This window comes from Pseudomonas sp. GZD-222 (genome assembly GCF_049310525.1).
Taxonomy (GTDB): Bacteria; Pseudomonadota; Gammaproteobacteria; order Pseudomonadales; family Pseudomonadaceae; genus Aquipseudomonas.
In genome coordinates this window covers 72,791-99,338 of sequence record NZ_JBMOWO010000053.1, presented here as the reverse complement: position 1 = coordinate 99,338, position 26,548 = coordinate 72,791, and the positions used below count along the sequence as shown (strand labels likewise).

The following is a 26,548-nucleotide window of genomic DNA, read 5'->3' as shown; positions in this document are numbered from 1 at the left end:
ACTTACACGACCTTCTTCAGGAACATTCCATGAATTTCCAACTGACCCAAGAACAAGAAATGTTGGTGGAAGCGGTACGCAGTTTCGTCGCCAAAGAGTTGCTGCCCCATGAGGAGGCCGTCGACCGCGCCGACGAAGTGTCGCCGGAGCTGGCTGCACAGATTCGTGGCAAGGCCATCGCTGCAGGTTTTTACGCGTTCAACATGCCCGAGGAAGTCGGCGGTGGCGGTCTCGACTACCTCTCCCAGGCGCTGATCGAGCGTGAACTGTCCAAGGTGTCGTGGGCGGTGCATGTGTTTGTCGCGCGTCCGTCGAAGATCCTCATGGCCTGCAAGGATGAGCAGATCAACGATTACCTGCTGCCGTGCATCCAGGGCGAGAAGGTCGACTGCTTCGCCTTGACCGAGCCGGGCGCAGGCTCCGACGCCAATGCGATCAAGACCCGCGCGGTGCGCGAAGGCGACGACTTCGTCCTCAATGGCAGCAAGCATTTCATCAGCCACGCCGGGCACGCCGATTTCGCCATTGTCTTCGCCGTGACCGACACCTATGAGCACAACGGCCGCAAGCGCAACGCGGTCACCGCGTTCCTGGTCGACCGTGGCACGCCCGGCATGACCATCCGCCGCGGTCCCAAGTGCGTGAGCAACCGCGGGTATCACACCTACGAGATGTTCTTCGACGATTGCCGGGTGCCGGCCAGCAAAGTGCTCGGTGAAGTCGGCAAAGGCTGGGAAGTGGCCAACGCCTGGCTCACCGCCGGGCGAGTGATGGTCGCCGCCAACTGCGTCGGCCAGGCTCAGCGCGCGCTGGACGTTTCGCTGCAATGGGCCGCCGACCGCAAGCAGTTCGGCCAGCCGATCGGTACCTATCAGGGCGTGTCGTTCAAACTTGCCGACATGGCCACGCAGATCCGCGCCGCTGAGCTTTTGACCCTGCACACCGCCTGGAAGATGGACCAGGGCAGCATGACCGATGGCGAGGCCGGCATGGCCAAGCTGTTTGCCAGTGAAGTGTTGGGCAAGGTCGCCGACGAAGCCGTGCAGATTTTCGGCGGCATGGGTCTGATGGATGAAGGCCCGGTCGAGCGGATCTGGCGCAATGCGCGGATCGAGCGGATCTGGGAGGGCACCTCGGAGATCCAGCGGCACATTATTTCCCGCGAACTGTTGCGCCCTCTGTTGCGTTGATCGGGTTGGAGAACTCCTATGTCGCAGTCGATTCGTGACAACCTCAAACGCCTGCTGGCGCCACGTCACCTGGCCTTTGTCGGTGGACGCAGCATGGCGCGGGCGTTCAAACGCTGTGCCGAAGGCGGTTATCAAGGCCAGATGTGGCTGGTTAATCCGCAGCACGACAGCATTGATGGCATTCCGTGCGTACGCAGTGTCGCCGAGCTGCCCTGCGGCCCGGACGCGGTGTTTATCGCCACCAACCGCGAGCTGACCCTGGCCTGCGTCGCCGAGCTGGCCGCCATCGATGCCGGCGGGGCGATCTGCTATGCCTCGGGCTTTGCCGAAGCCGGCGCCGAGGGCCTGGCGTTGCAACAGCAACTGCTCAAGGCCGCCGGCAACATGGCCTTGCTCGGCCCCAACTGCTATGGCCTGCTCGACTACCTGCACAACAGCGCCCTGTGGCCGGTGGCGCACGGCGGCAAGGCGGTGGAGAAGGGCGTGGCGATCCTGACCCAGAGCGGTAACTTCGCCTACAACCTGTCGATGAGCGACCGTTCCTTGCCGGTGGCCTACATGGCCTCGGTCGGCAACCAGGCGCAGCTGGGCATCGCCGAGCTGATGGATGTGCTCCTGGATGAACCGCGGGTGACCGCCATCGGCCTGCATTTGGAGGGGCTGAAGAACGTTCCGGGTTTTGCCCGCGCCGCACACAAGGCGCTGGAGAAGGGCATTCCGATCATTGCCCTGAAAACCGGGGTGTCGCAGATCGGTGCCGAGCTGGCCCTGAGTCATACCAGCTCGCTGTCCGGTTCTGATGCACTCTATGACAGCCTGTTCCAGCGTCTGGGGGTGATCCGCGTCAGCGGCCCGGTGAGTTTTGCCGAAACCCTCAAGGCTGCCGCCTGCGGCAACTTGCCCAAAGGCCGCAGCCTGATTGCCCTGGCCTGTTCCGGGGGCGACGCCGGGCTGATCGCCGACTACGCCGAACGCAACGACCTGAGCTTGCCCAAGCTCGACATCAGTCAGGTCGACGAACTGGCCCAGGTGCTGCCCGCGTACGCCAACCTGGTCAACCCGCTGGACTTCACCACGGCCATCTGGGGCGGCGGCGCCGCGCTTGAACGCATGCTCGACAGCGCCCTGCGCAGCGAGGCCGACGCGGCCATGCTGGTGCTCGACTATCCGGCCGAATTTACTGGTGAGCGCAAGGAATGCGACCTGCTGCTGGAACTGTACAGCGCCGCGCTCAAGCGTCACGGCAAGATCGGCTTTGTCACTTCGGCGTTCCCCGAGTTGCTCCCGGCCAGCGCCCGCGAGCGTCTGCATGGCCATGGCATTGCGGCGTTGCAGGGGGTTGAGGACGGGCTGGCGGCCTGGGGACGGATCGCGGCTTACCAGAGCAACCGTCAGGCCTTGCTGGATCTTGGCGAATCGGCGCTGGTGCCGCTGTGCCCGCAAGCACTTGAAGGCGACAGCGAACTGCTCAATGAGTGGGACTCCAAGCAGGCCTTGAAGGCCTTCGGTTTGCCGGTTCCCGCAGGCGTCCTGAGTACTGCCGATCAAGCCGTCCAGGCCGCAGAGGCTGTGGGTTTTCCATTGGTACTCAAGGCCGTCAGCGCACAGCTGCCGCACAAGACCGAAGCCGGTGCCGTGGCGCTCAACCTGCGTGACGCGCAAGCACTGGACAGTGCCGTGCAACAGATGCGCGCACGGATTGGCGCTTATGCGCCGCAGGTGCCGTTTGACCAGGTGCTGCTCGAACCCATGGCCAGCGCGCCGCTTGCCGAGCTGATCGTCGGCATCAAGCGTGAAAACGACTTCGGCCTGGCCCTGGTGATCGGTGCGGGCGGCATCCTTGTCGAGCTGCTCAAGGACAGCAAGACTTTGCTGTTGCCGACCACCGACGGTGCCATTCGCGCGGCCGTGCTCGGCTTGCGCAGTGCCAGTCTGCTGCAGGGCTTCCGTGGCCGCGAGCACGCCGACCTCGATGCACTGGTCGCGGCAATCCGCGCCGTGGCCGACTACGCCTGCGAAAACGCCGGACAACTGCTGGAACTGGATGTGAACCCATTAATGGTCGGTGCCCAGCGCACCACCGCGGTCGATGCGTTGATTCGCCTCGGCCAGGCGTAAGGAGCACAACATGCACAACACTTCCTTGACCGGCGGCCAGGCCCTGGTCCGCCTGTTGGCCAACTACGGCGTCGACACGGTGTTCGGTATTCCCGGGGTGCATACCCTGGAGCTGTATCGCGGCTTGCCCGGCAGCGGCATCCGTCACGTCCTCACCCGCCATGAGCAGGGCGCAGGCTTTATGGCCGACGGCTATGCCCGGGTCAGCGGCAAGCCCGGCGTGTGCTTTGTCATCACCGGTCCGGGTGTCACCAACGCCGCTACCGCCATTGGCCAAGCGTACGCCGACTCGATCCCGATGCTGGTGATTTCCAGCGTCAACCACACGGCCAGTCTGGGCAAAGGCTGGGGTTGCCTGCACGAGACCCAGGACCAGCGCGCCATGACCGCGCCGATCACGGCGTTTTCTGCCGTAGCCTTGAGCGCTGAGGACTTGCCGGAGCTGATTGCCCGCGCCTATGCGGTGTTCGACAGTGAGCGGCCACGCCCGGTGCACATTTCCGTGCCATTGGATGTGCTGGCGGCGCCGGTCAAGCGTGACTGGAGCACTGAAGTAGTCCGCCGCCCAAGCCGTGGCTTGCCGGCGAGTAACCTGTTGGAACAGGCAGCGGCCAAACTGGCGGCGGCCAAACGGCCGATGATCATCGCCGGCGGCGGCGCGTTGCAGGCTGCCGAAGTGCTGCAACAATTGAGTACCCGCTTGGCGGCGCCGCTGTTTACCAGCGTTGCCGGTAAAGGTCTGCTGGCCCCGGAGGCAGCGCTCAATGCCGGCGCGAGCCTGTGCGTCGAGCCCGGCTGGAAACTGATCGCCGAGGCCGATGTGATCCTCGCCGTGGGCACCGAGATGGCCGACACCGACTTCTGGCGTGAACGCCTGGAGATCAATGGCGAGCTGCTGCGGGTGGATATCGACCCCCGCAAGTTCAACGATTTCTACCCGTGCGCGCTGGCTTTGCAGGGTGATGCACGGCTAACCGTAGGCGCCTTGCTGGAGCACTTGCCGGACATCAAGCGCAACCCCGAGGCGGCCATCGCTTCGGTCGCAGCCTTGCGTCAGGCGCTCAAGGCCGGGCATGGCCCGCTGCAGACGATCCATCAGGCGATTCTCGACCGGATTGCCGCCGAGCTGCCGGACAACGCCTTTATCAGCACCGACATGACCCAATTGGCCTACACCGGCAACTATGCCTTTGCCAGCCGCGCGCCGCGCAGCTGGTTGCATCCTACCGGCTACGGCACGCTGGGCTACGGTTTGCCAGCGGGTATCGGCGGCATGTTCGCCAGCGAGGACCGTCCGGGCCTGGTGCTGGTCGGTGACGGCGGCTTCCTTTACACCGCCCAGGAACTGGCCACGGCCGTCGAAGAGCTGGATCGCCCGCTGGTCGTGCTGTTGTGGAACAACGACGCGCTGGGGCAGATCCGCGACGACATGCTCAACCTGGATATCGAGCCCATCGGCGTGCTGCCGCGCAACCCCGACTTTGCCGGGCTTGGCCGGGCGTTCGGCTGCACCGTGGCGCAGCCAGGCAGCCTCGATGAACTGCAACAGGAACTGCGCGCCGGCTTCGCCCGCAACAGCGTGACCCTGATCGAGCTCAAGCACGCCTGCGCTCGCTGACGTCCAACCCTATTCAGGAAGATTGCCATGCGCTTTTCCGATTTGACTCAACGCATCGCCGGTGACGGCGCTGCCGCCTGGGATATTCACTACCGCGCCCTCGAGTTGCAGGCGCAAGGCCAGGACATCCTTCTGCTGTCGGTCGGCGACCCGGATTTCGACACCCCGGCGCCCATCGTCCAGGCCGCTATCGACAGCCTGCAGAATGGCCATACCCATTATTCGGACGTACGCGGCAAACTGGCCCTGCGCCAGGCCATCGCCCGGCGTCACCAGCAGCGCAGCGGCCAGACGGTCAGCGCCGATCAGGTGACGGTGCTGGCGGGTGCCCAGTGCGCGCTGTTCTGCGTCGCCCAGTGTGTGCTCAACCCCGGTGATGAAGTGATTGTCGCCGAGCCGATGTATGTCACCTACGAAGCCGTGTTCGGCGCCTGTGGTGCGACCGTGGTGCCGGTACCGGTACGTTCCGAGAACGGCTTTCGCGTGTGCCCCGAGGATGTCGCCGCGCGGATCACCCCGCGCACCCGCGCGCTGGCCCTGAACAGCCCGCACAACCCCTCGGGCGCAAGTCTGGCGCGTTCGACCTGGGATGCCCTGGCCGAACTGTGCATCGGTCATGACCTGTGGCTGATTTCCGATGAGGTCTATAGCGAGCTGTTGTATGAAGGCGAGCACATCAGCCCCGGCAGCCTGCCGGGCATGGCCGAGCGCACGGCGACCTTGAACAGCCTGTCCAAGTCCCATGCCATGACTGGCTGGCGCGTGGGCTGGGTGGTGGGCTCGACAGCCCTGGCCACACATCTGGAAAACCTGGCGCTGTGCATGCTCTACGGTTCGCCGGACTTCATTCAGGACGCTGCCGTAGTGGCCCTGGAACAACAGTTGCCAGAGCTGGTGGCGATGCGCGACGCCTACCGCCAGCGCCGCGACCTGGTCTGCCAGTGCCTGGCCGATTGCCCGGGACTGAAGGCGCTCAAGCCGGACGGTGGCATGTTCGTGATGGTCGATATCCGCGAAACCGGCCTTAGCGCTCAGGACTTCTCAAACCGTTTGCTGGACCGCCATGGTGTGTCGGTGCTGGCCGGTGAAGCCTTCGGTCCGAGTGCGGCGGGGCATATCCGCCTGGGTCTGGTACTGGGTGACGAGCCGCTGCGCGATGCCTGTCAGCGCATTGCCCGTTGCGCGGCGGAATTGATGGAGGCCAAGGCCCATGCGTGAATACTCACGGTTGTTTATCGATGGCACCTGGCAGGTGCCGTCCGGGCAGGGCATGGCCGAAGTGATCGACCCGGCCAGCGAGACGGTCGCCGGTCGCGTGCCACTGGGCAACGAAGAAGACGTCAACCGTGCCGTAGCGGCAGCGCGCCAGGCATTTGCCGAGTGGTCGCGTACGCCATCGAGTGTACGGGCAGGTTACATCCGGGCCTTGGTCGTGCAATTGACGGCGCGCGCCGAGGAAATGGCCAGCGTCATCACCGCCGAGCTGGGCATGCCGGTGCAGTGGTGTCGTCCCGTGCAGGTAGACGGGCCGATCGCCGGGCTTGAGCAGTACATTGAACTGGCCGGCCTGATGGATGAAGTGCGCGAGGTCGGTAATTCTCTGGTGTACCGCGAAGCCGTCGGCGTCTGCGCGTTCATCAACCCGTGGAATTACCCGCTGCACCAGTTGATTGGCAAACTCGCTCCAGCCTTGGCAGCAGGCTGCACGGTAGTGGTCAAGCCAAGCCAGGAAACCCCGTTGCACGCTTTCCTGCTGGCCGAAATGATCGAAGCCATCGGCTTGCCGGCCGGGGTATTCAACCTGGTCAGCGGGCCCGGCTCGAAAGTCGGCGAAGCACTGGCCCGCCATCCGCAGGTCGATATGGTCTCGTTCACCGGTTCCACCGGTGCCGGTGTGCGCGTGGCTCAGGCCGCTGCGCCGACGGTGAAACGCGTGTGCCTGGAGCTCGGTGGCAAGTCGCCGTTGCTGATTACCGCCGATGCCGACCTTGACGCCGCTGTGCGCTACGGCGTGCAGGACGTAATGATCAACTCCGGGCAGACCTGCACCGCCTTGACCCGCATGTTGCTGCCTGCCAGCCGCTATGCCGAGGCTGTGGAGATCGCCCTGGACGAGACCCGCAAACTGGTCATGGGCGATCCGCAAGACCCGCAAAGCTTCCTCGGGCCGATGTGTTCGGCGGCGCAGCGGCGCACGGTGCAGGATTACATCCGCATCGGCCAGGAGGAGGGCGCGCGCTTGCTCTGTGGCGGTGATAGCGCACCGGGCTTCGAGCGCGGCTTCTATGTGCAGCCAACCCTGTTCGCCGACGTCGATAACCGCATGCGCATTGCTCAGGAGGAAATTTTCGGCCCGGTATTGTGCCTGATCCGTTACGACGACGAAGCACAGGGCATTGTCCTGGCCAACGATTCACCCTTTGGTTTGTCCAGCGCCGTCTGGGCAGCTGACCGCGAGCGCGCCTTGCAACTGGGCCGGCAACTGCGTGCCGGGCAGTGCTTCGTCAATGGTGCGGCCTTCAACTACCAGGCGCCGTTTGGCGGCTACAAACAGTCGGGTAACGGTCGGGAGTGGGGCGAGGAGGGCCTGGCGGAGTTCGTTGAGATCAAGGCCATGCAGATCTGATCTGAAGTACTCCGGGCAGGCTCAGGCTTGCTCGGCTTTCTCCAGCGGCTTGTCGAACGCCACAAACAATTGATCAGCGGTAATCGCACCGAGGTCCAGGCGCATGTTGGCCTCCAGCATGGCGAACAGCCGGGTGAACACTTCGAACACCTTGCAGTGGTCTTCCAGCCCGGAGAAGGGGTTGTCGATCTTCTCGGCGATCAGCGAGCTTTCCTGCACCGCGTCATACACCTCGCGCAGGGTGATTTCACTGGCCGGACGGGCCAGGGTCAAGCCGCCGCGGGCGCCGCGCCAGGACTTGAGGATGTTGGCCTTGACCATCAGCGAGACCAGGCTGCGCACACGCGTAGGGTGGGTCTTGACCCATTTGGCGATGGTCTCGGTACGCAGTTTCTGCGGGGCGTTGGCGGCCACGAACGACAGAATGTACGAGGCGGTGATCAGGCGGGTGGACTGGCTCATAGTCTGCGGAATCCTTAGAAAAACACTGTATGTAGGAGCGGATTCATCCGCGATGGGGCGCGTAGCGGCCCCAAAAATGGGCCTGCTGCGCAGTCCATCGCGGATAAATCCGCTCCTACAAAAAGTTAGCCCATCAGGGGCTTGGCAGCGGTGTGTGATTGAGTCTAATGTAATTGTCACGATGACAAATACAAATATTTGCAGCATCGATGCGTGCGAAGTCGGCTGAATCCTTTTCTCTGCGCTTCAACAGGGGCAATGCCATGAGCGATAACAACAACAAAATTACTCAAGCGATGCACGACGGCGGCTTGCCGCGTCGCGATTTTCTCAAGTACAGCGCCACTGCAGCCGCGGTGGCCGGCGCTTTCAGCCTTGGCCTGCCGATGCGTGGCTGGGCCGAGGAGGCCACGCCCAAAGCCGGTGGCGTGCTGCGCATGGGCCTGGCCGGTGGCAGTACCACCGACTCGCGCGATCCGGGGACCTGGGCCGATACCTTCACCTTTGTCGGCTTCTCGGCGGTGTACAACACCCTCAGCGAGATCGCCGTGGATGGCAGCGCCATTCCGGAGCTGGCCGAGCGCTGGGAGCTGAGCCCCGATGCACGGATCTGGACCTTCACCCTGCGCAAGGGCGTGACCTTCCACAACGGCAAAACCCTGGATGCCAACGACGTGGTGGCCTCGATCCAGCATCACCTGGGCGACAAATCCACCTCGGCAGCCAAGACCGTGCTCGGTGACGTGGCTCAGGTGCGCGCCGAGGGCAACGATACCGTGGTGTTCGAGCTGCATTCGGGCAACGTCGACTTTGCCTATGTGGTCGCCGACTATCACCTGGCGATCATGCCGGCCAAGGACGGTGCCGCCGACTGGCAGTCTGGCGTGGGCACCGGCGGTTACCGCCTCAAGGGCTTCGAGCCCGGCGTGCGCATGGACCTGGAGCGCAGCCCGGATTACTGGAAAGCGGGCCGGGCGCATTTTGCCAGCGCCGAGCTGCTGGCCATCGCCGATGGCGCCGCGCGGGTCAACGCCCTGGTCACCGGCCAGGTCGATGTGATCAACAAGGTCGACCTGAAAACCGTGGCCTTGCTCAAGCGCAACCCGAACCTGGCCATCGAAGAAACCAAAGGCGCCCAGCACTACACCTTCCCGATGCTGACCGACAGCACGCAGTTCCAGGACAACAACATCCGCCTGGCGCTCAAGCATGCGATCAACCGCGAGACCTTGCTCGCCTCCGTGCTCTACGGCTACGGCCAGATCGGCAACGATCACCCGATCCAGCCCGGCAGCCGCTTTATCAATAGCGCTCTGGAGCAGCGCCCTTATGACCCGGACAAAGCGCGCTTCTACCTGCGCCAGGCCGGCGTCGACTCGCTCAAGGTGCGCCTGCAAGCCTCCGATGCTGCCTACACCGGTGCGGTGGACGCTTCGGTGCTGTTCAAGGAGCAGGCGCGTCAGGCCGGTATCGACATCGATGTGGTCCGCGAGCCGGCCGACGGCTTTTTCAGCAACGTGTGGATGAAGCAACCTTTCACCACCTCGTTCTTCTACAGCAGCCTGACCGCCGACCGCATGTTCAGCATCGGTTACGCCAAAGGTGCGGCCTGGAACGAAACGCACTGGGACAACCCACGCTTCAACCAGTTGCTCAATGCCGCCCGTGGCGAGATGAACGCGCCGCTGCGCCAGGAGATGTACAACGAAATGCAGGCCCTGTGCCGCGACGAAGGCGGGGCGATCGTGCCGCTGTTTGCCAGCTCCGTGGCCGCGCGCTCCAAGCGTGTCACCCATGGCGGCGTGACTGCGCCCTACGGTGAGCTGGACGGCCTGCGCCTGATCGAGCGCTGGTGGCAGGCCTGAGGGCTGAACCGCAGTGCCACCTTTCGTTGTGTCTGTTCGAGGAATTGTCCGGTGAATAGTCTTTACAAACTGCTTGTGCAGCGCCTGGCCGTGTCGCTGTTCGCGGTGGCGGTGATTATCTTCCTGGCCGTGGGCATGCTGCCTGGCGACGTCGCCGAGGCGATGCTCGGCCAGGCCGCCACACCCGAAACCGTCGCCGCGCTGCGGGCCCAGCTGGGCCTGGATGTACCGGCACTGACCCGCTTCGGCCAGTGGGCCTGGCAACTGCTGCACGGTGATCTCGGCCTGTCGCTGGCCAACCAGCGGCCGATTGCCGAGCTGATCGGCAGCCGCCTGGCCAACACTTTCAGCCTGGCCGCGCTGGCGGCCCTGGTGTCGGTGCCGGTGGCGCTGCTGCTGGGCATGCTCGCGGCGCTGTACCGCAACAGCTGGTTCGACCGCCTGCTCAACACCAGCGCCTTGAGCGCGGTGTCGTTCCCCGAGTTCTTCGTCGCCTACATCCTGATCCTGGTGTTCGCGGTGAAGCTCAACTGGTTGCCGAGCATCTCCAACCTGGCCCCGGGAGCCAGTTTTGCCGAAGTGCTGGAGCGTTCGCTGTTGCCGGTGCTGACCCTGAGCCTGGTGGTGATCGCACAGATGATGCGCATGACCCGTGCGGCGCTGATCAACCTGCTGGCCAGCCCCTATATCGAGATGGCCCGGCTCAAGGGCATCAGCCCGGCGCGGATCATCTTCCACCATGCCTTGCCCAACGCCCTGGCACCGATCATCAACGTCGTCGCGCTGAACTTGGCCTACCTGGTGGTGGGCGTGGTGGTGGTCGAGGTGGTGTTCGTGTATCCCGGCCTCGGCCAGTTGCTGGTCGATTCGGTGGCCAAGCGTGACATCCCGGTGGTGCAGGCCTGCAGCCTGATCTTCGCCGCGACCTACATCCTGCTCAATACCACGGCCGATGTGCTGTCGATTGCCAGCAATCCACGCCTGATGCATCCCAAGGGGTAAGCCATGAGCCTGATCAAACAACTGCTGCGCGCGCCCTTGAGCGCCCAGTTCGGCCTGCTGGTGATTGTGTTGTATGTGCTGGTGGCGCTGTTTGCCCCGGTGTTGGCGCCCTATGGCGAAACCCAGGTGGTCGGCGAGGGTTTCGCGCCGTGGGGCAGCGAGTTCCTGCTGGGCACCGATAACCTCGGGCGCGATATGTTCAGCCGCCTGGTCTACGGCGCTCGCAACACCCTGGGGATTGCCTTTCTGACCACCGTCCTGGCCTTTGCCCTGGGCGGCTTCTGCGGGCTGGTGGCGGCGATCAAGGGCGGCTGGATCGATCAGGGCCTGTCGCGGGTGGTAGACATTCTCATGGCCATCCCGCAACTGATCTTTGCCTTGCTGATCCTCAGTGTGGTCGGCACCACGGCGACTTCGCTGGTGCTGGTGATTGCCCTGCTGGATGCCACACGGGTGTTTCGCCTGTCACGGGCGGTGGCCATGACCGTGGTGGTCCAGGACTTTGTCGAAGCGGCGCGTTTGCGCGGGGAAGGGCTGTGGTGGCTGGTCAGCCGCGAAGTACTGCCCAATGCCGCAGCGCCCTTGATCGCCGAGTTTGGCCTGCGCTTCTGCTTTGTCTTCTTGTTCATCAGCGCGCTGTCGTTCCTGGGCCTGGGCATCCAGCCACCAACCGCCGACTGGGGCAGCATGGTGCGCGACAACGCGGTGCTGATTACCTTCGGTGATATCAGCCCGCTGTTGCCGGCGCTGGCCGTGGCCTTGATCACCGTCAGTGTCAATTTCGTCGTGGATTGGGTGCTGCATGCATCCAGCGGCCTCAAGGAGTGCTGAGCATGAGCCAAGCGAATAATCAGAAGCCGCTGCTGGAAATCCGCGACCTGCGCATCGAAGGCCATTACGAGGACGCCTGGCATCCGTTGATCAAAGGCATCGACCTGACCCTGCAACGCGGTGAGGTGCTGGGGCTGATCGGCGAGTCGGGAGCCGGCAAGTCGACACTGGGCCTGGCGTCGATGGGTTATGTGCGCGATGGCTGCCGGATCACCGGTGGATCGGTGCGGTTCGACGGCATGGAGCTGGTCGGCGCCGGTGCCGAAACCTTGCGCAAGCTGCGTGGCCTGCGTATCGCCTATGTCGCACAAAGTGCTGCGGCGTCGTTCAACCCGGCCCACCGCCTGATCGACCAGCATGTCGAAACCGCCGTGAAGAACGGCGGCATCGACCGCGCCCAGGCTGAAGCCGAAGCGGTGGAATTGTACCGCGTGCTGCGCCTGCCCAATCCCGAGCAGATCGGCCAGCGCTATCCGCACCAGGTTTCCGGCGGCCAGCTGCAACGGGTGATGACCGCCATGGCCATGGCGTGCCATCCGGACCTGATCATCTTCGACGAACCGACCACCGCGCTCGACGTTACCACTCAGATCGAAGTGCTGGCAGCCATTCGCGATGCAGTGAAAACCTACGGCAGCGCAGCGCTGTACATCAGTCACGACCTGGCGGTGGTGGCGCAGATGGCCGACCGCATCATGGTCTTGCGCCACGGCAAGCTCGTGGAGGAGGCCGACACCCGCAGCATGCTCAACGCACCACAGCAGGACTACACCAAGTCGCTGTGGGCGGTGCGCAGTTTTCGCACCGAGCCCAAACCTTGCCCGCTGCAGCAACGGCCGCTGCTTGAGGTACGCCAGGCGAGTGCCAGTTACGGCCAGCAACCGGTCCTGCATGACGTCTCGCTGAAACTTCACCGCGGCCAGACCCTGGCGGTGATCGGTGAGTCCGGCAGTGGCAAGAGCTCCACCGCGCGCCTGATCACCGGCCTGCTGCCACCGACGGCGGGGCAGGTGCTGTATGACGGAGAAGCCTTGCCGGCCGACTTCCGCCAGCGCAGCAAGGAGCAACTGCGGCGGATCCAGATGATCTACCAGATCCCCGACACCGCACTGAACCCGCGCCAGCGCATTGTCGACATCATCGGTCGGCCACTGACCTTCTACCTCGGGCTCAAGGGCCAGGCCATGCGCAAACGGGTGGCCGAACTGCTGGAGATGATCGAGCTGGACCCGGCGCAGTACATGGAGCGCCAGCCCCGCGAGCTGTCCGGCGGGCAGAAGCAGCGGATCTGCATCGCCCGGGCGCTGGCCGCCGAACCGCAGTTGATCATCTGCGACGAGGTGACTTCGGCGCTGGATCAACTGGTGGCCGAAGGCGTGCTCAAGCTGCTCAACCGTATTCAGCAGCAGCTGGGGGTGGCCTACCTGTTCATCACCCACGACGTCGCCACCGTGCGCGCCATCGCCGATGAAGTGCTGGTGATGCAGCGCGGGCGGGTGGTCGATCACGGCAGCCGCGAAGCCATTTTCACCCCGCCGCACCGCGACTACACCGGGCTGCTGTTCTCATCCGAGCCGGAGATGGACCCGGACTGGCTGGACCGCTTGCTGGCCGCACGCGCCACGCCTTCAACCTTGCAACCTGTTTAAAGGAACGCTGTCATGAATGTATTGATCGTCCACGCCCACCCCGAGCCGCAATCTTTCACCGCCGCCCTGCGTGACAAGGCCGTAGAGACCTTCCAGGCCCAGGGCCATCAGGTGCAGGTCAGCGACCTGTATGCGATGAACTGGAACCCGGTGGCCAGCGCCGACGACTTCGGCACCCGTGAAAACCCCGAGTACCTGGTCTATGCCCTGGAGCAGCGCCTGGGGGTCAAGAGTGGTGCGATTGCCGCGGATATCCAGCAGGAACTGGACAAGCTGTTGTGGGCGGACCTGGTGGTGCTGAACTTCCCGATCTTCTGGTTCTCGGCCCCAGCCATGCTCAAGGGCTGGATCGACCGGGTGCTGGTCTCCGGGGTCTGCTATGGCGGCAAGCGCTTCTACGACCAGGGCGGCCTGGCGGGCAAGAAAGCCCTGGTGACTGTGACCCTCGGCGGGCGTGAGCACATGTTCGGCGAAGGCGCGATCCACGGTCCGCTGGAAGACATGCTGCGGCCGATCCTGCGCGGCACCCTGGCCTATGTCGGTTTTGAGGTGCTGGAGCCGTTCGTGGCCTGGCATGTGCCGTACATCAGCGAAGACGCGCGCAAGGCGTTTTTGCACAGCTATCAGCAGCGCCTGGAGCACCTGTCGGATGACCAGCCGATGGTCTTCCCGCGGCTGTCACAGTTCGATGAAGCCCTCTACCCACTGGCCTGACAGACGTTAACCCACCTCCTCGCGGGGCAACCTCAGGTTGCCCCCGGCTTGCCCCTCGCTGATCACAGTCCAGCACGCTTTACCACAGGGCAGATACGCCTTTTTGTAAGCCATTTGGACGATGTTTCCTCGCCCCCCAGCCGCGACTATCCCCTGCAGGCAATGCCCCCTTCACGCCCCGCGCAGCCCGCGCGGAAGCGGAGCAGAACAAGAGGATTGGCCGCATGAACGTCCTTGTGTACCTGAGTCATGAAACGGAGCGACTGCTATGCGCTCGTTGATCGGATATCTGGTCTGCCTGGTGGTGGCGGCAACCATCGCCTTCGCCTTCGCCCCCAGATCTGCCCCCGAAGCTGTCGACCAACCGCTGCGCACCGACCGTGTGCAGATCAACGCCTTGCTCAAGCTCGGCGAGCGGGTGGTGGCGGTGGGCGAGCGCGGCAGCATTCTGCTTAGCGACGACCAGGGCGTGAGCTGGCAAGCGGCGGTGTTGCAGCCGCAACGCAATGTCGCGCTGACCGCGCTGGTCGATCTGGGCCAGCAACGTGTGCTGGCGGTGGGGCACGACGGCTGGATCCTGCGCTCCAGCGACGGCGGCAGCCACTGGCAGGAGGTTCGCCACGACGACAGCCTTGGCGAGCCGCTGCTGGGCGCCTGGTCTGCGGGCGGTGAACGGGTGCTGGCCTACGGCAGTTTTGGCAAGTTCTACCAGTCCGACGATGCCGGGCTGAGCTGGCACAGCCTGGCGCTGGAGGTCGACAGCGCGCACCTGAACAGCATGGACGGCGGCACTGACGGGCGGCGCATGCTGGTCGGCGAGCAGGGCCTGGTGTTGCGCAGCCGCGACGCGGGCCTGCACTGGCAGACCCTGCCGGCGTTCTACAACGGCTCGCTGTTTGGCGTGGTGCGCTTGAGCGCCGATCTCTGGGTCAGCTACGGCATGCGCGGCCATGTGTTCGTCAGCCAGGACTTTGGCGACAGCTGGAGCCCGCTCAAGGTCGGTAACAGCTTGCCGCTGTACGGCCATGTGCGCCTGCCCGAGCAGGGTGGGCTACTGATCGTTGGCGCCGGCGGTTCGCTGGTGCGTCTTGATGGCCGTGGCCAGCTGGTCGGTGTCGGTCGCCTAGCCGGGCTCGGCACCCTGACCTCGGCGGTCATCCTTGGCTCACGCTTGTTGGTAGGTGGCGAGCGTGGGGTATTCCAGGATTCCGGTGGCAGCGTTGCCGCCCTTGGCAAGTGAGAGGCGGGCAATGAATCAAGCTAAAAGCTGGGTGACGCGCAGTGTCGTGCGCATCGCCGACTACCTGATGGCATGGCGCAAGGGCTTGCTGGTGCTGTTCGTGCTGCTGACCCTGGGCCTGGGCTACAGCGCCACCCATACCCACCTGGACCCTGGCTTCAGCAAGCAGATTCCGGTGCGCCATGAGTTCATGGTCAACTTCCTGCGCTTCAGTCAGTACTTCACTGGCGCCAACCGTTTCTTGGTCAGCGTGCAGTGGAAGGGCGAGGGCGATATCTATAACGCGGAGTTCCTCGACACCCTGCGCAAAGTCAGCGACGAGGTGTTCTTCATCTCCGGGGTCAACCGCGCTAGCGTGACTTCGTTGTTCACCGCTAATGTGCGTTACATCGAAATCACCGAAGAAGGCTTTTTCGGTGACGTGGTGGTGCCGCCGCGCTTCGACGGCTCGGCCCGTGACCTGGCCCAGGTGCGTAGCAATGCCGCCGCCTCCGGGCAGATCGGCCGGCTGGTGGCCAACGACCTGAAAGCGGCGATGGTCCGCGCCGACCTGCAAGATCTCGACCCGCAGACCGGCAAGCCCGTGGACTACGCCCAGGTAGCCCAGCGCCTGGAAGACATTCGCGCCAAGTACAGTAACGCGCAGATCGAAATCAACATCGTCGGCTTCGCCAAGCTGGTGGGCGATGTGGTCGAGGGGCTGAACATCGTCATCGGCTTCTTTGTCATCGCTTTTGTGATTACCGGCATGCTCTTGTGGCTGTACTCACGCTCCTGGCGCCTGACAGTGGTGGCGCTGGTGGTGGCCTTGCTGCCGGTGGTCTGGCTGCTCGGCCTGCTGCCGTTGCTGGGCCTGGGCATCGACCCGATGTCGATCCTGGTGCCGTTCCTGATTTTCTCCATCGGCGTGTCCCACGCGGTGCAGATGACCAATGCCTGGAAACAGGAGGTGCTGGCCGGGCGCACTTCGGTGCAGGCGGCCCACGGCGCATTCTGCAAGATCTTCATTCCCGGCTCCCTGGCGTTGCTGATGAATGCCCTGGGCTTTGCCGTGATCATGCTGATCGACATCCCCATCGTGCATGAACTGGGGGTGACCGCGTGCATCGGTGTGATGCTGATGATCGTCACCAACAAGCTGATGTTGCCGGTGATCATCGCCGACCTGCGTCTGGAGCCTGCCGTGCTGCGCCGCGCCAAGGCCGACAGCGCTGCGCGCCATCGCCTGTGGTGGCGCTTGTCGGCGCTGGCCGAACCCAAGCCGGCCTTGAGCGTGTTTGCCCTGAGCCTGTTGCTGCTGGCGGCTGGCGCCTACAAGGCACGGGACCTGGCGGTGGGTGATATCGGTGCCGGTGCACCGGAGCTGCGTGCCGATTCGCGCTACAACCTCGACAACCAGAAAATCGTCGGCAGCTACTCCATCGGCCTGGACGTGCTCTCGGTGTTTGTCGCGGTCAACGGCATCGAAGAAGGCTGCCTGTCACCGGCGGTGATGCGCGCGGTGGAAGCGTTCGATTTTCGCATGCGTGCGGTCAAGGGCGTGCAATCGGTACAGAGCGTGGCGGGCATGGGCAAGGTGGTGATTGCCGGCAACAACGAAGGCAACCCGCGCTGGGCGGCGATTCCCGGTTCCGCCCGTGGCCTGAGCCAGGGCGCGCGGGCCTACATGCCGGACGACGGGCTGGTCACCGACGGTTGCCAGCAGATGCAGATCCTGGTGTTCCTTGCCGACCATGAAGGCGCCACGGTCAGCCACGTGCTTGGCGAAGCCCAGCGCATTATCCAGCAGGTCTCTACTCCGGAACTGACCTTCTACCTGGCCGGTGGCAATGTCGGGGTGATGGCGGCCTCCAACGAGGCGGTCAAGCACGCCGAGATCTTCATGCTCGCCGCACTGTTTGGCTCGGTCGCGCTGTTCTGCTGGCTGACCTTCCGCTCCATTCGCGCCGTACTGTGCATCCTCGTGCCTCTGGCGATTGTTGCAATCCTGTGCAATGCGCTGATGGCGCTGCTGGGCATCGGCCTGAAAGTCGCCACCTTGCCGGTGATGGCCCTGGGCGTTGGCGTCGGGGTCGACTACGGCATCTATCTGTATGAACGCATCCAGCACGAAATGGCCGCCGGTGCGAGTCTGCGCGAAGCGTTCTATCAGGCCATGTGCCAACGCGGCACGGCGGCGGTGTTTACCGCCCTGACCATGTCCATCGGGGTGATTACCTGGGCCTTTGCGCCGCTCAAGTTCCAGGCCGACATGGGCGTGCTGCTGTCGTTCATGTTCCTGGTCAACGTGCTCGGGGCGATATTCCTCTTGCCGGCGCTAGCCGCCTGGTTCAATCGCGGTCGCCGGCTGGTGCCTGCCAATCCTGCGCCGCAGCCTGCGCCACAAGGGGAGTACTGCCTGAAATCGAGCCCGGCTGCGCGGGACTCGCATTAAGTAAAAATAAATCGCCGCGACCTATTGTCGCGGCGAGCTGCAACGTGCAGGTTGTACTGGGCTTGCGCCGCGATCAAAACAATAACAATAAAAGGGCAGGCCATCGGGCCTTACCCGAGCAAGGAGACGACTGTGGAAACTCCCGTGTTGACTCATGAAATACTGGCCGCACTGGGCCTGGACCTTGCCGACTACGACCGTCTGGTGGGTGACATTTATGATGGTGCGCTCGATCCCAAACCCCTGGCGCGCACCCTGGAAAACCTGCGCATGGCCTTCCAGGCCAACTACGTCACCCTGATCCTGCGGGTTCCGGATCAGCCCGACATGGCGGTGATGATCATCGCCGGCGACATCGAAGGCGAGGGCGAGGTCATCTACATGGCTTACCCGCAGGCCAACCGGCCGTTCGACAACCAGCCACAGGACGTCGTGTTTACCGTCGACGACATCATGACGCCGAGCCAATGGGAACAGAGCTCGTACTTCAAGATGTACTGCAGCCAGCAGAACGTCTACCACGTCATGGGCGCGGATATTTCCACTCACGAAGGCGGGCTCCTGCGCTTTCGCGTGACCCGGGCCAAGGCCGCGCCGAAGTTCTCGGTCAATGACCGCGCCCTGTGCGCGATGTTCCTACCTCATCTGCGCCGCGGCCTGAACATCCACAACCTGCTCGATCGCAGTGAATCGCTGAGCGACCTCTACGCTCAGGCCATCAGCCGCCTGTCGGTGGCCACCCTGGTGCTCGACGAGAGTGGCAGCGTGCTGCGGGTCAACCCGGTGGCCCAGGGCATCCTTGCCAGCGGCGATGGCCTGAAACTGGTCGGCGGCCGTCTGGAAGCCACCTACCCAAGCGACAACCGCGAGCTGCAGCGCTTGATTCGTGCCGCCTTCGCCCAGGACACGGTAAAGAGCGCCGACGCCATGTCGGTGACCCGGCCGTCCGGGCAGGTCAACCTGGGCCTGGTGGTCGAACCCATTCCGTCCCTGGACTGGGCCGATGAGAAGGGCAAACCGGCGGCGCTGGTGTACATCCGCGATGCCGCGAGCAAGTCGCTGGCCAGCGAAGTGGTGACCAAGCAGCTGTTCAACCTGACCAAGGCCGAGACCGCGCTGGCCATGGAACTGGCCAACGGTCTGTCGCTGGAAGAGGCCGCCGAAACCCTGAACATTCGCCGCAACACCGCGCGTGCGCACCTGCGCTCGATCTTCTCGAAGACCGGCGTGCGTCGCCAGACCGAGCTGGTGCGCATTCTGCTCAACAGCGTGGTGGCCCTGGGTAAGCCGCAGGCGACCCTTAAGGTCGCAGCGAAACCCAAGGTTCAGGTGCCGCCCTTGACTCTGGCCAGCCGTCGCCAGGCGTAGTCCGCACAGACGATGCCGACGCCGGGCTGGGCTAGTGATACTGCCTGAACCACTCATGGAGACTCACCTATGCCAGTTACAGCTATCAGCGGTAGCGCCTCGGGGATTGGTGCAGCGGTCAGCGCCTTGCTGCGCGCTGCCGGGCACCGGGTTATCGGCATCGACCGTACCAATGCCGAAGTGCTTGCCGACCTTTCCACCGCCCACGGCCGTGAAGCCGCTATCGCCGCGGTGCTTGAACAGTGCGACGGTGTGCTCGATGGCTTGGTGTGCTGCGCCGGCGTTGGTGTCACCGCGCCATCCTGCGGGCTGATTCTTTCGGTGAATTACTTCGGCGTGAGCGAACTGCTGGATGGCCTGGCCCCAGCGCTGGCCAAGGGTAACCAGCCTGCGGCGCTGGTCATCGGCTCTGTCGCCGCCACCCAGCCGGGCGTCGAACAGCAACCAATGACCGAAGTGTTGCTGGCCGGCAATGAAGCCGACGCCTGCGCCCTGGCCGATAGCCTTGGCCAGCCGCATTTTGCCTATGCCTGCTCCAAGTACGCGATCACCCAGCATGCCCGGCGCCTGACCAAGCCCTGGGCGCAGCAGGGCATTCGCCTCAATGTGGTGGCACCTGGCGCGGTGCAGACGCCCTTGCATCAGGCATCGCTGGACGACGCCCGCTTTGGCAAGGCCGTGCGTGAGTTCGTCGCGCCGCTGGGACGCTCCGGTACCCCCGAGGAAATCGCCGCCCTGGTGGCCTTCCTGCAGTCGCCACAGGCGGCCTTCATCCACGGCAGCGTGGTGTTTATCGACGGCGGCATGGATGCCATGGTCCGCCCGCAACGTTTCTAGAAGGACACCCCATGAACAAAGTGGCATTCATTACCGGCGCCAGCCGTGGCATCGGTCGTGCAGCGGCGCTGGCGTTTGCCCGCGCAGGCTTTGACCTGGCGATCAGCGCGCGCACCGTCGACGAAGGCGAGCAGCATGAACACGCCTTGCGCGATGCTGTGGGCGAGCCGCTGGCGGGCAGCCTGAACAGCACCGCCGAGGCGATCCGCGCCCTCGGGCAACGGGTGCTGGTGGTGCCCATGGACCTGCTCGACAGCGCCTCGGCGCTGGCGGCCTGTGCGCAGGTGATCGCTGAGTTCGGGCGCATTGATGTGCTGGTCAATAACGCGATCTACCAGGGCCGTGACCTCAACAGCAGCTTCCTGCAATTGCAGGCGCAAACCCTTGAACGGGTGTTCCAGGGTTACGTCCTGACGCCTTTCCTGCTGACTCGCGCGGTGGCCGAGCAGATGCTCGAACAGGGTGGCGGGGTGATCATCAACGTCACCTCCGGGGCCGGTGAAAGCGATCCGCCCGTGGCCGCCGACAACGGCGGTTGGGGCTACGCCTATGGCGCCGGCAAGGCAGCGGTGTCGCGCTTGGCGGGGGTGTTGGCGGTGGAATTGGGTGAGCGCGGTATCTGTGCCTACACCCTCAATCCCGGGGTGGTGAGCACCGAAGCCTTGAAAGCGACCATTGGTGACAAGGGCGTGATCGCCCTGCGCGCCGGCATCGCGCCGCCAGAGGTGCCGGCACAGGTGATGCTGTGGCTGGCGACCTCAGCCGAGGCCCCGGGCTATCAGCGGCGCACGATTGCCGCGCAGTCGTTGGCCCTGGAGCAGGGGATTGTCGCGGATTGGCGCTAACTGTCGGACCTCCTTGTTAGAACCCGCTCTCGCGTAACAGCACGGCTGCGACATGGATCAGCCCTTCGCCGAGCAAGCTGCGCCGCTCGCCGGCGATCTGCACGCGGCCGCGGGTTTCGCGCAGGGTCGGTGGGGCACCGTCGAGCTGGATCAGGACATGAAACAGCGGTGGCGTGGGGAGCAGCTCCTTGCCCCGGCTGGCAACGGTCAACGGCCCGCCAAAGCGTGAAGCGAGCATGGCGTGGTGCAATTGACTGACCCGGGTACTGCCGATGGTCAGCACCGTGCCGTTGATGGGCACAGGTTGCCCCTCGGGGTAGAAGCGCACGGCACCGCCCTGGATCAGGTGCTGCACCTCATCCTGATCGACGTAGGCATCTACTTGCCAATGACGCGGATCGACCAGAATACCGATGGCTTCGCGGCTGTGTACCCACTGACCCGGTTGCCGGGCCGGATCCAGGTCCAGCCATTGGCCGGCGAAGGGTGCCTGCAAGGTCAGGCGGGCAATCTCGGAGCGCGCCGCACGGGCTTCTTCGAACTGCACATCCAGGCGCTGGCGGGTTGCGATGGCCTGGTCGGCCCCTGAAGGGTCGGCAATCAAACCACCGAGGCGGGCCTGATAGCTCCTGGCACTGGCCTCGCTGCTGGACAGCCGTGAGGCAATGTCGGGTTCATCGAGTGTCACCAGCGCCGCGCCGACAGCGACCGTGCCCGCCGGATGCAGGGCCTGCAAGCGTGCCGGGTAAGGGGCGAAGACGCGCAACTGGTGTTCGGCGCGGGCCACGCCCATGGCCTGGACCTGGGTGCGCCAGGGCACTGCCAGGAGCAGCAGCACCAGCGCGCCAATCACCCACCAGGTGTGGCGATGGCCGGTACGGATGCCGTCACGATGCTGCCACCAGTACTTCAGCTCACGCCAGACCGGCATGAGGATGAACCAGGCCACTTCCACGGCAAACAGCAGGATGCCCAGCAGCTTGAAGAACAGCAGGTACACGGCCACGGCGATGCCCAGAAACAGCACCAGGCGATAGACCCAGGTAACCATGGCAAACGCCACCAGCGCCCGGCGCTTGCCGGGGCTGAATGCTTCTGGCCAGTCTTCGTCAAGGCCGAGCAGCAGCCGGCGCAAGGTGACCCGTGCCAGGGCCGAGGAACGCTCGTGCAGATTGGGAAAATCCAGCAGGTCGGAAAGGATGAAGTAACCGTCAAAACGCATGAACGGGCTGGCATTGAGTGCCAGCGACAACACCCAGCTGGTGGTGGCCAGATAGAGCAGGGCGTTGCGCAACGGGCCGGGGTCGGACAAGGCCCAGCCAAGTGTGGCCAACCCGGCCAGGGCCAGCTCGGTAATGATCCCCGCCGAGGCGATTGCCAGGCGTTGTCTGGCGCTACGCAGCTTCCAGCTCTCGCCGGTATCGGTATAGAGCATCGGCCACATCACCACGAAGGCGATGCCCATATGGCCCACGCGCAGCCCCAGGCGGGTGGCCACCAAGGCGTGGCCCAGCTCATGCAGGGTCTTGGCCAGCGCCAGAGCGATGGCAAAGCTGACCAGGCCGGAGGCGGAAAACGACTCGACCACCGCTGTGGTGAAGGTATCCCATTGTTGCAGCACCAGCAGGATGCCGGTAATGCTCAGGAGCAACACGGCTATTGCGGTCAGGGGCTGGAACACCCAGTCGAGTTTCTTCGCCAGCGACTGCAAGTGCTGTTGCGGACGCAGTAGCGGCACGCGAAAGAACAGGTAATGGTGCAGCCACCAACGCCAGCTCAACCAGGCATTTTCCTGGCTACGCGCCGCCATGCGCGCAAGCGCCTCGCGACCGGGACGGAGCAACTGGTTATTCTCCAGAAACTGGCGGAAATCGACGATTTGCTCGACGTCCGGACGCAGCGGCGTTTCGGCATGAATGGCCTTGCAGATATCTTCAGGCGAGCGATCCCAACGCAGCAGGCACTCGAATTCCAGCCAGCCAATGCGGTAGAAGCGGTTGAGCACGGTGTCCTGAATCACCCAGGCCGGTTCGCCATTGCTGTCGGGGGCGGTCTCCAGCAAGCGCAGGTCGTCACGCAGCGAGGGCAGCGGCAGTTCAGCCGCGTTGACGATCACAATCCGCTCCAGGCCCGCAGCGCGGCAAATGGCCGGCGCAGCAGGTAGTAGCCCAGTACCACACGCTCGCCATACAGCCGCGCGGTACCGTGCAGGCCCAGGCGCGCGTGTTCAGGTTGGCCGTCGATGCTGGCGAGCAAACGGTAGGCCACCACACCTTCTTCATTGGCCTGCGCCTGGTAGCTGGTTTCCAGCACGTTGCCCTTGAGCGGGGTCAAGGGGTAGGCGGTGAGAAACAAGGTCACTTCCGCGCCCGGTTCCAGAGCGATGGCATCGGCCACCGGCAACTGGATCAGCATGGCCGGTTGTTTCGGTTCGGCGATCAACAGGATGCGCTCACCGGTGGACACCGGCTTGCCCAGCCAGTCATTGGGGTCGCTGTACACCGCGACTCCAGCCCGCGGCGCGCGCACCTGGGTGCGTTGCAGTTGCGCTTTGACCGCTGCAAGTTCGGCGCGGCGTTGCTGTACACGGCCATTGAGCAAGGTCAGCTCACTTTTGCTCTGGGGGTTGTCGAACGCGCGCTGACTGGCGGCCATCAGTTCTGCATCGGCGACCGCGACCTCCTTGCTCAACACCTCGGCGCGGCTATTGAGGGTGGTTTCGTCGAGGCGGAACAATGGCGTGTCTTTGTCTACTGCCTGATTGGGCCGCACCTGCATGCTTTCGATGACGCCATCGATGGGCGAACTGATGATCATCGCCTGGCGCGAGACGATCTCGGCCGGCGCCAGCGCGGTCTGCCTGACCGGTACCAGCAACAAGGCCACCGCCACCGCCAGGGCCAGCAACAGTTGGCGCTTGCTGGGACGCCAGCGCAACAGCCGGCGTTGTTTGGTAAAGCCTGCCCAGCAATGTGCCCAGGTGCGCCATAACCCTTCGAACAAGGGCAGCAATGCCGGTGCCGGTGCGCTGTCGAGCAAAAACAGCACCAGACCCAGGCGCTGACCTTCACGGTCATGCAAGGGGATGCACCACACCCCTGAGGGCCACCATTCGGCCCAGCCTTCGTCGATGTCCGCAGGCGGCGTAACCGCGTCGCGGCCAAACCAGTGCGGTTGCTCGTCGTCGAGCTGGGTGGCAATCCAGCGGATCGCGCGCTGCAGCCAGACCAGGTAGGGGGAGTCTTCGCTGGGACGGGCAAGGCCCGACACGCACAGCAACTGCAGGCTTTGCCCCTGTTGCTGGAACACCAGGGCCTGGTGGTACTGCAGCAGCGGGTAAGGATCGTTGGCGATGGAGAACCCCAGCGCGTTCAACGAGTCAGTGGCCAGGGCACGGTCACGCAGCGCTGCAATGGCCAGCAGCAGCTGCGGGTGGGGTAGGGGCTCAGTCATTGGCGCGGGGGAAACGGGCAGTACCGCTCATGCCGGCGATCAGCTCTGGATGGGCGGCGTCCAGCCGCGCTTCCAGCTCCACCGTTTGCGCCACGGCATCGACCCGCGCGTTGATGGCGCTGACATGCGCCGGGTAGGCCTTGCCGGTTTCGAGGATCGTCACCTCCAGGGGCTGATTGTCCTGCAGCTTGGGTAACAGGCTGGAGGGCACATTCAAACGCACCTTCAAGGCCCCGTCACTGACCAGGTCGAACAGCGGCGTACCGGCCGCCACGGTCTGGAAGGGTTTGGCATGGACCTTGGCCACGCGCCCGGCAAACGGCGCCTGGACCACGCAGTAACCGCTCTGGGCCTGGGCCAGGGCGCGGGCGCCGTCGGCCTTTTGCAGTTCGGTATTGGCCATCGCCACCTCCAGATCACCGACCGCATCCAGCTTGCGCAGGTTGCGTTTGGCGTCGAGGTTCTGCCGCGCCATGGTCAGCTCGGCAGCGGCGACCCGCGAACGGGCCTGGGCCTCGGCGCAGTCGAAGCGGGCCAGCACGGCGTCCTTGGCCACCGTCTGGCCAAGGCTGGCCTTGAACTCACCCAGGGTGCCGCTCATCTGGCTGGACAGGGTGGTTTCCAGGCCCGCCACCAACAGCACGCGAATGGTGCCGGGATCATCAGTTTCAGGGGCTGGCGCGGTGTCGGCGGCCAGCGCAGGGGTTAGGACCAGGGACAGAAATACGGCGAGCAAACTGCGCTCAAGGCTGTATGGCATTCGGCGTTCCTTGCGTGCTGACGAGAAGATTGGTGTGTTCCTGTTGCTCCAGCGTGCGCTGGATTTCCCGGGCCAGGGTCTGGATGTCGTGTTGTTCGATCTGTTGCGGCAGGGTGTCCAGGCCAACCGAGTTGTACAACCGGCCCCAGGCGGCCTGGGCGCTGGAGTAGGCGGCCTCGCGCTGGTAGCGCGAAAGCAGGTAGCGGCCCTCGGCGCGAATCACCTCAAGTTCCGAGCCGTACGAGGTGGTGCGCGCTGCCTCGGCATAGTTCAGCAGGCTCTGGTCGACCTGCAGGCTCTGGTTGGCAAACTCGACTTCCTGGCGGGCCAACTGGTAGCGCAAGGTGCCGACCCGTACCTGGGTGAGAATCGCCATCGACAAGGCCACCCGGCGCATGTCATCGGTCTTGCTCTGCGCCTCGGCGGCACTGTTGAGCGACGGCAGCTGCAGCAGGCGCAACAGGTTCATCGACACTTGCAGGCCGGTTTCCGTCCAGCCGCTGTTGTAGAGGAACTTGTTGGAGTCGTACTTGTAGCCGAAATCCACGCTCACGTTCGGCCATAGCTGCGCCTTGGCGATCTTCAGGTCATTCTCGTTGACCCGCTTGCGATACCACTCTTCCATGATTTCCGGGCGGTTCTTCAGCGACAGCAGTTCGAGCTTGTCGATGTCCTGCGACACTTCCGGCAAGCTCGGCTCGGCCTCGTCCGCCAGCACCAGGCGCGAGCCCGGCGGCAGCGACATCAGCGCCGACAGTTCGGCGCGGGCAAATTCCAGGTCCTGGCGACGCACGGTCAGCAGGTAGATGGAATCGAGCAGGGCGCGCTGATAGGCCAATATCTCCTGACGCGGCAACAGCCCTTTGCTTTCTGCCTGGCGCGCCGAGAGCAAGGCCTGGTGGGTGCGCACCAACAAGCGGTCGACCTGAGGCATCAGGCGTTGCGCGCTCAGGGCGCGCCAATAGGCGTTGCGCACATCCTGCAGAACGTTCTGGGCGACTTTGCGCCGGCGTTCCTCGGCCATGAGGATCTGGTCGCTTTTCTGCTGGGTGCGGTAGTAGGCCACGCCAAAGTCGAGCAGGCTCCAGCTCAGACCCAATCCATACAATTGGCGATAGCGCTCTTCGGATGTGGATGCGCGCAAGCTTTCCTCGCGGTCTTCGATACCGATCGAGGTACCGCCGGAATCGTTATTGCGCCCGGCATACCCGGCCGAGGCCACCAGGCGCGGCAGCATCTCGTGGCTGGAAACGTCGCGCAGGTCACTGGCCAGCGCGCTTTCCATCAGTTTCAGACGGTAATCCAGGTTGTACTTCAGGGCCCGGGCAGCGGCTTCATAGAAGGTGATCGGGCGGGTGACCGGCTCTTGATTGGCGTACATCTGCGCCTGGTCGCGAATGATCCGCTGACGGGTTTCATCCTCCGTATATTCATGCGGCTTGGTCGCAGAGCATGCGGCCAGCAACAGGGTGGAGGCGATGGCCGTACTGAACAACGTTTGCGGCAGTCTTAGCATAGTCAGTCCTTGGTCTTTGC

At 64.3% G+C, this 26,548-nt stretch carries 20 protein-coding genes; 15 read left to right on the top strand and 5 right to left on the bottom strand.

From position 1 onward, the window contains the following. Nucleotides 1-29 precede the first annotated feature (29 nt). Genes ACO6VD_RS09485 through ACO6VD_RS09465 form a run of 5 tightly spaced genes read left to right on the top strand, consistent with a single transcriptional unit; the run spans nucleotide 30 to nucleotide 7,552 of the window. Nucleotides 30-1,190, top strand: a complete 1,161-nt coding sequence (locus ACO6VD_RS09485; RefSeq protein WP_038610556.1) for an acyl-CoA dehydrogenase family protein — start codon at nucleotides 30-32, stop codon at nucleotides 1,188-1,190. A gap of 18 nt (nucleotides 1,191-1,208) precedes the next feature. After that, nucleotides 1,209-3,308 carry an acetate--CoA ligase family protein gene (locus ACO6VD_RS09480; protein WP_422418562.1) on the top strand — a complete coding sequence of 700 codons (2,100 nt, stop codon included), beginning with the start codon at nucleotides 1,209-1,211 and terminating at the stop codon, nucleotides 3,306-3,308. A 10-nt stretch (nucleotides 3,309-3,318) separates the two neighbouring features. Next, nucleotides 3,319-4,926, top strand: coding sequence for a 5-guanidino-2-oxopentanoate decarboxylase (locus ACO6VD_RS09475; RefSeq protein WP_422418561.1), 1,608 nt, complete (start codon nucleotides 3,319-3,321; stop codon nucleotides 4,924-4,926). A 27-nt stretch (nucleotides 4,927-4,953) separates the two neighbouring features. Next, on the top strand, nucleotides 4,954-6,144 hold the full coding sequence (locus ACO6VD_RS09470) for a pyridoxal phosphate-dependent aminotransferase (protein WP_422418559.1): 1,191 nt from the start codon (nucleotides 4,954-4,956) through the stop codon (nucleotides 6,142-6,144). Then, nucleotides 6,137-7,552 (top strand): aldehyde dehydrogenase family protein, encoded by a 1,416-nt coding sequence (locus ACO6VD_RS09465; RefSeq protein WP_422418557.1) that lies wholly within the window; start codon nucleotides 6,137-6,139, stop codon nucleotides 7,550-7,552. Before ACO6VD_RS09470 ends, ACO6VD_RS09465 begins: the two co-directional genes overlap by 8 nt. A 21-nt stretch (nucleotides 7,553-7,573) precedes the next feature. Here ACO6VD_RS09465 and ACO6VD_RS09460 read toward each other — a convergent pair whose 3' ends face one another. Further along, complete coding sequence (locus ACO6VD_RS09460; RefSeq protein WP_422418555.1) at nucleotides 7,574-8,014, bottom strand: Rrf2 family transcriptional regulator; 441 nt, start codon at nucleotides 8,012-8,014, stop codon at nucleotides 7,574-7,576. Between the two features lie 263 nt (nucleotides 8,015-8,277). On the opposite strand from ACO6VD_RS09460, the gene ACO6VD_RS09455 reads away from it, so the two are divergent. From ACO6VD_RS09455 to ACO6VD_RS09410, 10 genes are all read left to right on the top strand, one after another. Beyond that, nucleotides 8,278-9,879, top strand: a complete 1,602-nt coding sequence (locus ACO6VD_RS09455; RefSeq protein WP_400171157.1) for an ABC transporter substrate-binding protein — start codon at nucleotides 8,278-8,280, stop codon at nucleotides 9,877-9,879. Between the two features lie 51 nt (nucleotides 9,880-9,930). Continuing rightward, the gene (locus tag ACO6VD_RS09450; protein ID WP_422418554.1) at nucleotides 9,931-10,881 is read left to right on the top strand and encodes an ABC transporter permease; all 951 of its coding nucleotides are present in this window, start codon (nucleotides 9,931-9,933) and stop codon (nucleotides 10,879-10,881) included. Between the two features lie 3 nt (nucleotides 10,882-10,884). After that, entirely contained in the window at nucleotides 10,885-11,712 is an 828-nt protein-coding gene (locus ACO6VD_RS09445; protein WP_422418553.1) for an ABC transporter permease, read from the top strand. Between the two features lie 2 nt (nucleotides 11,713-11,714). Further along, complete coding sequence (locus tag ACO6VD_RS09440; protein WP_422418552.1) at nucleotides 11,715-13,361, top strand: ABC transporter ATP-binding protein; 1,647 nt, start codon at nucleotides 11,715-11,717, stop codon at nucleotides 13,359-13,361. A 12-nt stretch (nucleotides 13,362-13,373) separates the two neighbouring features. Further along, nucleotides 13,374-14,075, top strand: a complete 702-nt coding sequence (locus ACO6VD_RS09435) for an NAD(P)H-dependent oxidoreductase (protein WP_400171153.1) — start codon at nucleotides 13,374-13,376, stop codon at nucleotides 14,073-14,075. A 268-nt stretch (nucleotides 14,076-14,343) separates the two neighbouring features. Continuing rightward, nucleotides 14,344-15,315, top strand: a complete 972-nt coding sequence (locus ACO6VD_RS09430; RefSeq protein ID WP_422418550.1) for a WD40/YVTN/BNR-like repeat-containing protein — start codon at nucleotides 14,344-14,346, stop codon at nucleotides 15,313-15,315. Between the two features lie 10 nt (nucleotides 15,316-15,325). Continuing rightward, nucleotides 15,326-17,749, top strand: a complete 2,424-nt coding sequence (locus tag ACO6VD_RS09425; RefSeq protein ID WP_422418548.1) for an efflux RND transporter permease subunit — start codon at nucleotides 15,326-15,328, stop codon at nucleotides 17,747-17,749. 132 nt (nucleotides 17,750-17,881) lie between these two features. Further along, nucleotides 17,882-19,117: a helix-turn-helix transcriptional regulator gene (locus ACO6VD_RS09420; RefSeq protein ID WP_422418547.1), complete on the top strand. Its 1,236-nt coding sequence runs from the start codon at nucleotides 17,882-17,884 to the stop codon at nucleotides 19,115-19,117. A gap of 69 nt (nucleotides 19,118-19,186) precedes the next feature. Continuing rightward, complete coding sequence (locus ACO6VD_RS09415) at nucleotides 19,187-19,954, top strand: SDR family oxidoreductase (RefSeq protein ID WP_422418545.1); 768 nt, start codon at nucleotides 19,187-19,189, stop codon at nucleotides 19,952-19,954. Between the two features lie 11 nt (nucleotides 19,955-19,965). Beyond that, the gene (locus ACO6VD_RS09410; protein WP_422418543.1) at nucleotides 19,966-20,799 is read left to right on the top strand and encodes an SDR family NAD(P)-dependent oxidoreductase; all 834 of its coding nucleotides are present in this window, start codon (nucleotides 19,966-19,968) and stop codon (nucleotides 20,797-20,799) included. A gap of 16 nt (nucleotides 20,800-20,815) precedes the next feature. Here the strand turns inward: ACO6VD_RS09410 and ACO6VD_RS09405 are convergent, their stop codons facing one another. Genes ACO6VD_RS09405 through ACO6VD_RS09390 form a run of 4 tightly spaced genes read right to left on the bottom strand, consistent with a single transcriptional unit; the run spans nucleotide 20,816 to nucleotide 26,528 of the window. Continuing rightward, entirely contained in the window at nucleotides 20,816-22,912 is a 2,097-nt protein-coding gene (locus tag ACO6VD_RS09405) for an HlyD family efflux transporter periplasmic adaptor subunit (RefSeq protein WP_422418686.1), read from the bottom strand. Beyond that, nucleotides 22,912-24,252: an efflux RND transporter periplasmic adaptor subunit gene (locus ACO6VD_RS09400; protein ID WP_422418541.1), complete on the bottom strand. Its 1,341-nt coding sequence runs from the start codon at nucleotides 24,250-24,252 to the stop codon at nucleotides 22,912-22,914. Before ACO6VD_RS09400 ends, ACO6VD_RS09405 begins: the two co-directional genes overlap by 1 nt. Continuing rightward, complete coding sequence (locus ACO6VD_RS09395) at nucleotides 24,245-25,012, bottom strand: efflux RND transporter periplasmic adaptor subunit (protein WP_422418539.1); 768 nt, start codon at nucleotides 25,010-25,012, stop codon at nucleotides 24,245-24,247. Before ACO6VD_RS09395 ends, ACO6VD_RS09400 begins: the two co-directional genes overlap by 8 nt. Next, on the bottom strand, nucleotides 24,996-26,528 hold the full coding sequence (locus ACO6VD_RS09390; RefSeq protein WP_422418537.1) for a TolC family protein: 1,533 nt from the start codon (nucleotides 26,526-26,528) through the stop codon (nucleotides 24,996-24,998). Before ACO6VD_RS09390 ends, ACO6VD_RS09395 begins: the two co-directional genes overlap by 17 nt. Between the last annotated feature and the right edge of the window lie 20 nt (nucleotides 26,529-26,548).

Excerpts from the sequence above, each read along its gene's own strand:
- ACO6VD_RS09485 (WP_038610556.1), top strand. The coding sequence starts at position 30 with ATGAATTTCCAACTGACCCAAGAACAAGAAATGTTGGTGGAAGCGGTA.
- ACO6VD_RS09480 (WP_422418562.1), top strand. The coding sequence starts at position 1,209 with ATGTCGCAGTCGATTCGTGACAACCTCAAACGCCTGCTGGCGCCACGT.
- ACO6VD_RS09475 (WP_422418561.1), top strand. The coding sequence starts at position 3,319 with ATGCACAACACTTCCTTGACCGGCGGCCAGGCCCTGGTCCGCCTGTTG.
- ACO6VD_RS09470 (WP_422418559.1), top strand. The coding sequence starts at position 4,954 with ATGCGCTTTTCCGATTTGACTCAACGCATCGCCGGTGACGGCGCTGCC.
- ACO6VD_RS09465 (WP_422418557.1), top strand. The coding sequence starts at position 6,137 with ATGCGTGAATACTCACGGTTGTTTATCGATGGCACCTGGCAGGTGCCG.
- ACO6VD_RS09460 (WP_422418555.1), bottom strand. The coding sequence starts at position 8,014 with ATGAGCCAGTCCACCCGCCTGATCACCGCCTCGTACATTCTGTCGTTC.
- ACO6VD_RS09455 (WP_400171157.1), top strand. The coding sequence starts at position 8,278 with ATGAGCGATAACAACAACAAAATTACTCAAGCGATGCACGACGGCGGC.
- ACO6VD_RS09445 (WP_422418553.1), top strand. The coding sequence starts at position 10,885 with ATGAGCCTGATCAAACAACTGCTGCGCGCGCCCTTGAGCGCCCAGTTC.
- ACO6VD_RS09440 (WP_422418552.1), top strand. The coding sequence starts at position 11,715 with ATGAGCCAAGCGAATAATCAGAAGCCGCTGCTGGAAATCCGCGACCTG.
- ACO6VD_RS09435 (WP_400171153.1), top strand. The coding sequence starts at position 13,374 with ATGAATGTATTGATCGTCCACGCCCACCCCGAGCCGCAATCTTTCACC.
- ACO6VD_RS09430 (WP_422418550.1), top strand. The coding sequence starts at position 14,344 with ATGCGCTCGTTGATCGGATATCTGGTCTGCCTGGTGGTGGCGGCAACC.
- ACO6VD_RS09425 (WP_422418548.1), top strand. The coding sequence starts at position 15,326 with ATGAATCAAGCTAAAAGCTGGGTGACGCGCAGTGTCGTGCGCATCGCC.
- ACO6VD_RS09415 (WP_422418545.1), top strand. The coding sequence starts at position 19,187 with ATGCCAGTTACAGCTATCAGCGGTAGCGCCTCGGGGATTGGTGCAGCG.
- ACO6VD_RS09410 (WP_422418543.1), top strand. The coding sequence starts at position 19,966 with ATGAACAAAGTGGCATTCATTACCGGCGCCAGCCGTGGCATCGGTCGT.
- ACO6VD_RS09400 (WP_422418541.1), bottom strand. The coding sequence starts at position 24,252 with ATGACTGAGCCCCTACCCCACCCGCAGCTGCTGCTGGCCATTGCAGCG.
- ACO6VD_RS09395 (WP_422418539.1), bottom strand. The coding sequence starts at position 25,012 with ATGCCATACAGCCTTGAGCGCAGTTTGCTCGCCGTATTTCTGTCCCTG.
- ACO6VD_RS09390 (WP_422418537.1), bottom strand. The coding sequence starts at position 26,528 with ATGCTAAGACTGCCGCAAACGTTGTTCAGTACGGCCATCGCCTCCACC.